Source organism: Pedobacter sp., from assembly GCF_040513095.1.
In the GTDB taxonomy this organism is placed as follows: Bacteria; Bacteroidota; Bacteroidia; order Sphingobacteriales; family Sphingobacteriaceae; genus Pedobacter.
In genome coordinates, this window is the sequence record NZ_JBEVDX010000018.1 from 23252 (window position 1) to 30600 (window position 7349).

General features: G+C 43.4%; 6 protein-coding genes. 3 read left to right on the top strand and 3 right to left on the bottom strand.

Annotated features, from left to right (window positions below):
* Nucleotides 1-47: 47 nt before the first annotated feature.
* Nucleotides 48-788: a hypothetical protein gene (locus tag ABWY16_RS03050; RefSeq protein ID WP_353903179.1), complete on the top strand. Its 741-nt coding sequence runs from the start codon at nucleotides 48-50 to the stop codon at nucleotides 786-788.
* A 42-nt stretch (nucleotides 789-830) separates the two neighbouring features.
* On the opposite strand, the gene ABWY16_RS03055 is transcribed toward ABWY16_RS03050, so the two are convergent.
* Nucleotides 831-3110, bottom strand: a complete 2280-nt coding sequence (locus ABWY16_RS03055) for a tetratricopeptide repeat-containing sensor histidine kinase (RefSeq protein WP_353903180.1) — start codon at nucleotides 3108-3110, stop codon at nucleotides 831-833.
* Nucleotides 3111-3309: 199 nt separating this feature from the next.
* On the opposite strand from ABWY16_RS03055, the gene ABWY16_RS03060 reads away from it, so the two are divergent.
* Together ABWY16_RS03060 and ABWY16_RS03065 are read left to right on the top strand one after the other, a co-directional pair.
* Nucleotides 3310-3885, top strand: a complete 576-nt coding sequence (locus ABWY16_RS03060; protein ID WP_353903181.1) for an arylesterase — start codon at nucleotides 3310-3312, stop codon at nucleotides 3883-3885.
* A gap of 394 nt (nucleotides 3886-4279) precedes the next feature.
* A complete protein-coding gene (locus ABWY16_RS03065; RefSeq protein WP_353903182.1) occupies nucleotides 4280-5776 on the top strand; it encodes a PQQ-dependent sugar dehydrogenase in 1497 nt (498 codons plus the stop codon).
* Between the two features lie 199 nt (nucleotides 5777-5975).
* Here ABWY16_RS03065 and ABWY16_RS03070 read toward each other — a convergent pair whose 3' ends face one another.
* Both ABWY16_RS03070 and ABWY16_RS03075 read right to left on the bottom strand, forming a co-directional pair.
* Nucleotides 5976-6491, bottom strand: coding sequence for a sigma-70 family RNA polymerase sigma factor (locus ABWY16_RS03070; RefSeq protein ID WP_353903183.1), 516 nt, complete (start codon nucleotides 6489-6491; stop codon nucleotides 5976-5978).
* 589 nt (nucleotides 6492-7080) lie between these two features.
* A partial coding sequence (locus ABWY16_RS03075; RefSeq protein ID WP_353903184.1) for a sensor histidine kinase occupies nucleotides 7081-7349 on the bottom strand: 269 nt, incomplete at its 5' end.

The window sequence follows — 7349 nt, forward strand, 5'->3', positions numbered from 1 at the left end:
AAATTACTTATATTTCATTATCATTAATGAGAGAATGATATAATCCTATGAAAACCACCCTCTTTTTATTATCTTTTTTTCTTTTTTCAAGTACTGTTTATTCACAAGCGATTCAGCTGGACCTATCCGGTAAAGATAAAAATGATGTCTTCATCGTTCAAAAGGACCGCTTGAATGTACGGATAGATTCAAAAGGAAATCTTCAAAACAAGAATGTTCCTGCACCTGGCAATGTTGGTGATAAAACAGTAAAATATGACTTGCAAGGTCGTGTGAGTGCTATCGACGGTTTAGCAGTTGATTATGATATCAATGGCCGTGTTCGCCAGATAGGTGATGATCGGGTCGACTATGATATCAATAACCGGGTTCGTCAGATCGGCAACAAACGGATAGATTATGATGTCCATAACCGGGTTCGCCAAATAGGAGAGGATCGGGTTGACTATGATGTCCATGACAGGGTTCGTCAGATCGGGGATAAACGGATAGATTATGATGTTCATAACCGTGTTCGCCAAATAGGAGAGGATCGGGTTGACTATGATATTCATGACCGTGTTCGTCAGATTGGGGACAAACGAATAGATTATGATATTCAAAACCGGGTTCGCCAGATAGGGGATGACCGGGTTGATTACGATATCAATGGCCGGATTCGCCAAATAGGAGACAAACGAATTGACTATGACATCAATGGTCAGATCCGCGAAGCAGGCGATTTAGGTGATAACATCCTGCTACTCTACAAAACAATTGAAAGTTGGAATACTAAAAATGCTCACTAATCTTTTAAGGTGCCTTGGGTTAATCCCGGCGTGGGTTGTTGCTTAATTTACCGCCAGGCTTACCTGCTCAGAATGCAAACCTAAGGTGAATGTAACAGTCACACAGGTTATTCCGTCATTTCGGCTGATATCAAAGTTACCTTCCAGCTGACTGCTAAGTCCCTTCATCAAATTCATCCCGAGCGACTTACATTCGTCAATGTCAAAATCAGGAGGGAATCCAGGTCCGTCATCGCCTACGGTCAGGCACACCTGTCCCTCTTCGTTCCTTGAAAAGGAGATGCTGATGCTGCCCTTGTCTTTACCTATAAAAGCGTACTTAATAGCATTTGTAATCGCTTCATTGAGTATAAGTCCTACAGGGATCGCCTGGTTTACATCCAGAAAGACCTGGGCGAGATCAAAACTGAAATGAATATGGCCGGAATGGTCAAAACTTTCCCTCAGGTAAAGTGCCAGGTCCTTAATGTAATCTGCCATGTTTATGTATGCCAGGCTATCAGACTGGTACAGTTTCTGGTGGATCATTGAAATGGAATGCATGCGGTACTGGCTTTCCTTTATCGCCTTTTTTGCAATATCGTTGTCCATATAGGACGACTGCGTGTTAAGAAGACTGATCACAATCTGAAGGTTGTTCTTCACCCTATGATGTATCTCTTTCAAAAGCCATTCTTTTTCATTCAGGAAGTTTTTCAGAGAAGTGTTCTTTTCACTGATTTCCTGTTTCTGTATCTCGAGATCCCTGTTGCTGCGGTTCTTTTGCTTGTATTGTTGATAGAGCAAAGCGAGAATGATGATCAAAAGTACCACAACTGCCTGTGTATAATTCTGCGCCATGTTAGCCCTTTGGAGTTCGTTCTGCTGGAAATTGCTCTTGTTGCTGAGTAATACCAGGTCCTTCTTTCTCTTCTCCGTTTCATACTGGATCTGAAGTTCCTCTATTTCCTTCGTTTTCCTGGTGTCAAGTATCGAATCACTGAGCTGTTTATAGATTTGGTAGTGTTTTATCGCGGAGATATAACTGGATTCCGCAGAATCCACCCTGAAAAGCATATGGTGAACATCCTGCAGCGCAGCAGCCGAAAGCTTCTGGGGATTGGACTGCAGTGCCTGCCGGAGGTATTTCCCTGCATTGCTATAATTCTTTCTGGCAAGGTAAAATTTCCCAATAGACCGCCGGGCTTCCTGGGGAAACTCAAAGTCCATTTCGGAGGCGGCATAAAGCTGAAGCGATTGCTGATAATAACGTTCCGCCTTTCCATAATCGCCAAGGGCATCATAGCAGCATGCCAGGTTTTGCGTTATACATGCCTTCTGGATTTTGGTAGTGGGCGGTATCAACCGCGAAAGGTTAAGGGTCAGCGCGAGCGCCTCCCGGGGTTTGTTTCTTCTGATAAGGTCCCCGGAAACATAACCTGCAGCAGCAAAAACCGCAAAGTTCGGTCGCTTAGACCTGCTCCATTTCTGCAGTGCTTTTTTATACCATTCTATGGCCTTTTCATTGTTTCCTATTTCCAGATATATCCTTCCCAGATCAGCGTACAAATTAGCTGCAGAACTTGTATCCCGCGATTTGTTCATGCTCTCAATCGACAGCATTGCATATCTCAGGCTCTTGTTAAAGTTTCCCTTAACCCGGTTAATATCTGAAAGCAGGCTATAAGTGGTTTGCAGCCGGGGATAACCTGCAGCCTTGTAGCGGCCGAGTACATTCAAAAGCTCTTTCTCCGAAACATCAAGCTTACCGTCATAAAAATGGAGCGCGGCAATTTCCATTAAAACGTTAAGCTCTTCCAGCGGTTTATTGATTTGCTTGTAAAGTGAGGCAGACTCATAGAACTGCTGGATCATTTCTTTGGGATAGGTACCCCTGGTTGTCAGCCATACACCGTAACGGAACCGAAGAAAGGCCTCTGCCTCCTTATCCTGAGTTCTTTTGTATTCCCTGAGCGCCTGATTAAACAAGAGTTGCCCCTTAGCAGCATCGCCTCTTTCCATAACAATCACCATGGCCATCGTCTGGCTTTCGTGCTGCCACTTCATCAGATGGAGCGAGTCACTCATTTTTCTCGCCCTGCCTATATAACTTTCAGCGCTATCCAGATCCGATTTCAGTTCTCCAGGCTTAAATACATGAAACTTTCCAATCTCAACAAGCAATCTTAGCCTTGTCGTATCCGTCGTGCTGGCATTGAGTTTGGCGAGCAAGCGGCTGGCTGATGTCTGGTCAATATTCTGAGCGCGGGCAAGCTGGGCGCAAATCATTACGACCAGAAACAATGTATTACGCAGAACGGTTAACATATAGGCGAGCCTCATACAAAGTATTGATTAGCAAGATATAATCGAATTTTTCCGGAAGATAAGAAACGTTCCGCCTGTGCAATCTATCTAAAATTACAGAAAAATCCCAAACCTTTGCAAGCTAAAAATTGAATTTCGATAACAACATAACTTACAGAATACAAGCCGGTTGATGTGATCATAAACAATTTTGGCAAGCTGCGGTTTCTATTACATGAAGCGAATTGTATTTTTTGGTGACAGCCTCACAGCAGGCTATGGTCTTTCCCGGCCAGACGGGCAGTCTTTCCCTGCCTTGATTCAGCAGGAGCTGGATGCTGCAGGACTGGATTACCTGGCGGTAAATGCCGGGGTAAGCGGGGATACTTCTGCTTCGGGTTTATCACGATTGGGTTACTGGCTAAGCCAGCCGACAGATGTTTTTGTGCTTGAGCTGGGGGCTAACGACATGTTGCGGGGACTTGCGCCTGCCGGAACGCAGCGTAACCTGCAGGCTATCATTGATCAGGTCAGGGGCAGATTCCCTGCAGTTAAATTGTTGCTCCTTGGTATGCAATTACCACTCTGGGTGCCGGGGCAACGGGCTGCGGAGTTCAGGCAACTCTATCAGGAGCTGGCGAATAACAACAAGATCCCGCTATTGCCATTCTTGTTGGATGGGGTTGCGGGAATCAAGCACCTGAACATGCATGACGGTGTGCATCCACTGGCCGAAGGCTACCAGATTATTGCCGCAAAGGTCTGGCCGGTTTTACGGCCTTTGCTGTTAGAGACCACGAAAATGCAATGACCTTCGGAAATCACTATGAACGTCATCAGTGTTATCGCAGGATAAGTCCGCCGCTAAGCGCTTCCAGTATATAGTCATATAGTTGTTCGATGGAAAGAAAGCTTGTACACAATCCAATGCGCATAGCAATGTTATACTGCACTCAATTACTACGGTTTTCATAAGTAATGGTACGTAATGTATGCTGAATTTATACTCCAATTGATCATGACTCCCTGCGTACGAAGGGTGTTTGCATCTCCTGCTGTGTTTAGATGTCCATATCAATATAATCTGACCTGATCCTGCGGCTACCATCAATTATAGCCGGGCGTTTCCGGCATCGATTTTGGGATCATCTTTCAAAACTTTTAAGTAATTACTACACAGCATATTTATAATCAGCATTGTCTATATGAAACTATCAATAATCTTGTTACTGTTACTAAACCCGGTTATCACCCGTGCGCAGATATCCCTTAATGAAAAAGATGTGGATTTTGATATCCGCATTGTTGCAGATAAACTAAGTGACCCCTGGTCGGTTGTGATTGCACCCGATAAAAATATCTGGGTTACTGAAGCAAAAGGGTACAGGGTGCTGCGGATTAATCCTTCGAACGGAGTAAGGCAACAATTGCTGGATTTGAATAGTGCAAAGGATTTTCCGCGTTATGATAAAATTCCTGATCATATTGATCATGGTAAACCCTGGCCCCAGGGAGGTTTGATGGGCATGGCACTACACCCGGGCTTAACCACAGGTAATCCATATGTATTTCTTGCCTATGCATATCACTTTGAGGGGGCACAACAAGACAATGACGGTGGAGAACCAAATTCAGGAGGATATTTCTACAAGATCAGAATTGTCAGATATTTATATGATGAGGCATCCGCAGAGCTTGTTCGTCCTGTTATTATATGTGACAGCATCCCTGGCAGCAGTGACCATAATGGAGGAAGACTTATGATTGCCGCCCAGGGTAAAAAGGAATACCTGTTCTACAGTGCAGGAGATATGGGTGCGGGACAATTTGCCAATGGCGGACGCACTAATCATGCTCAAAGCTCCACGAGCTATGAGGGTAAGATTCTGCGGTTTAACCTGGAACCGGACCTCGATCCTGGAATGTATGATAAATGGCTGCCTAATGATAACCCCTTTAATACCAACAGACAAATTGCCTTGTGGTCTGTTGGTCACAGGAACCCTCAAGGTCTTACATCCGCTGTAATCAATGGTCAGGAAATGATTTATTCCACTGAACATGGTCCTTATTCAGACGATGAGATTAACCTCATTGAGAGAGGCTGCAACTACGGACATCCGCTCATAATAGGGTTTGCCGATGGAAACTATGATGGCCTTGCGGCTTCCGTATCAACAAATAAAGCACTTCCTGGTATCTGGCATACCACGTACCCATTAATAGATAGTGAAATAACGAATGCAAAGGCAATAGGCCCCAACTACCGTGATCCGGTTGTAAGCCTTGATCCTGCACCGCATGCGACAATGAAAGAACTCTTTCGGTCAATAATTTCCAACAAAAAGGATCAGGAATGGAATTCTTATGCACCTTCAAGTATAGCAGTATATACTTCGTCAGCTATTCCGGGCTGGGAAAATTCTGTGCTGATTCCTACTTTAAAAGGTGGAGCCCTGTTGCGGATTAAACTTGATACCTCCGGAAAAAAGGCAGCAGGCAATATTTACACTTATGTGAAAGGGAATGTTCGCTATAGGGACATTGCCATTTCTCCTGACGGATTGAAAATCTATCTGGCGGTAGATAGTTCTTCTGTTAGCTCAGGACCGTCAAAAGAAAATCCACAGCAAATATCTTATCGGGGATGCATTCTGGAGCTATCGTACAAAGGATTGTATAAAGAGCCGGCAAAATTATGAGTGTGCGAAAGCAAGACTAGGTCCTGTATTACCATTATTACTGCCACCTGTGGTACCGGTGCTAATAGCACTACCACCGGTAGCACCGGATCCTGTTGCTACAGCACCTGTTCCATTCGTTGCGGAATCTGTATGCCTACTCCTGTTGCGGAACTATCACTCATTAAGGTATTGATAAGGGTAAACCGAAGATCAGCAATCATACTGCAATCGAATCGTACATCTTGAGTTTAGACTTTAATATCTTCCTGGCCATATGAATGCGGGTTTTTACAGTTCCAATGGGTATGCACATTTCTTCTGCGATTTCCTGATATTGATAACCTTCAAAGAACCTTAAAAACGGTATTGAATAAGCTGGAGCCAGCATATTCATTGCTTTGTTGATGTCGTCGTAGATGAGTGTATCAACACCGGCATTGGTTGTGCTGCTCCTGAGCAATTGGTAGGAATGGTAATCTTCTGTTACAGTTATAATTGTGTTGCGGGTAGTATTTCTTTTGTAGCTATTAAAATAGGTGTTTTTTAGAATTGTAAACAACCAGGCCTTGAGGTTTGTACCCTCGGTATATAAATTGGCATATTTGATTGCTTTCAGGTAGGTATCCTGTACCAGGTCGTTCGCATCGTCCAAATCTTTGGTAAATCCGATTGCAAAGTTATGAAGGTTCTTCTTGTAGGTAATGATGCGGGAGTCGAAAGACATGTTTTCCATAGTAGTATACTTATTGTTTTACAGGTTTGGTTATACTACTGATTTATCAACGCACGTACCAATGCCAAACAATCTGGTGATGCCGGTTCATAAAATTTTTTCATCCGTTGCCCCAGAAATATTATAATCAGGATGTGAACAGTTAAAACGGCTCATTTGAGCCGGAAAAGGTTTTCATTCGTTATTTCTGCTATAACAATTTACAGCTCATTTCCTGGAAAAAGATGCTAAACGGGGGCTTTCACAGTTGGTGTTTCCATACATTAACCCCAGATTGCTGTATTAAAATTTGACAGGCAGGAATACGTTTTGGTAAACGTAATGCTACGTTATTTCTCCCGTGTAAATACCGCATATGCCTTGCGTATCCCCAATATTGAAAAATGAAATTGTTTGAAAAGTTGGTCTATCAGCCTGTAACGCTGATTTGTTTTTCCAAATCACTCAACCAGAAATCTCCTGTCGATTCACAAAGGGATAGCGGCATAGCGTTTGAAGTTCTGCAGCACTCAATTTTGCGAAGCTATTAAGCCTGAAAAAGATATTACTTTATAAGTTCAGGGAGGCTATACTTTTAGATTTTAGAAGATTACTGTTTTGGCAGTTCGATATAAAAGGTGGTTCCCTGGTTTTCTTCACTTTCAAACCAGATCTTTCCACCATGCCATTCAACAATACTTTTAATTATATACATACCTAATCCGGTTGAACGCTGGCCATTGAGACCGGTTCTCCCTGCGTCAGTAAATTTATCAAACAATGTAGCATGATATTGTTTCGGGATACCTATGCCGTCGTCTGCAATACTTAGGCTAACATGGGTATCTGTATCCCTGATATCAAGATGGATATGGCCAT

What these genes read in the sequence shown, in the direction of transcription:
- ABWY16_RS03050 (WP_353903179.1), top strand. Translation starts at nt 48, where the DNA reads ATGAAAACCACCCTCTTTTTATTATCTTTTTTTCTTTTTTCAAGTACT.
- ABWY16_RS03055 (WP_353903180.1), bottom strand. Translation starts at nt 3,110, where the DNA reads ATGAGGCTCGCCTATATGTTAACCGTTCTGCGTAATACATTGTTTCTG.
- ABWY16_RS03060 (WP_353903181.1), top strand. Translation starts at nt 3,310, where the DNA reads ATGAAGCGAATTGTATTTTTTGGTGACAGCCTCACAGCAGGCTATGGT.
- ABWY16_RS03065 (WP_353903182.1), top strand. Translation starts at nt 4,280, where the DNA reads ATGAAACTATCAATAATCTTGTTACTGTTACTAAACCCGGTTATCACC.
- ABWY16_RS03070 (WP_353903183.1), bottom strand. Translation starts at nt 6,491, where the DNA reads ATGGAAAACATGTCTTTCGACTCCCGCATCATTACCTACAAGAAGAAC.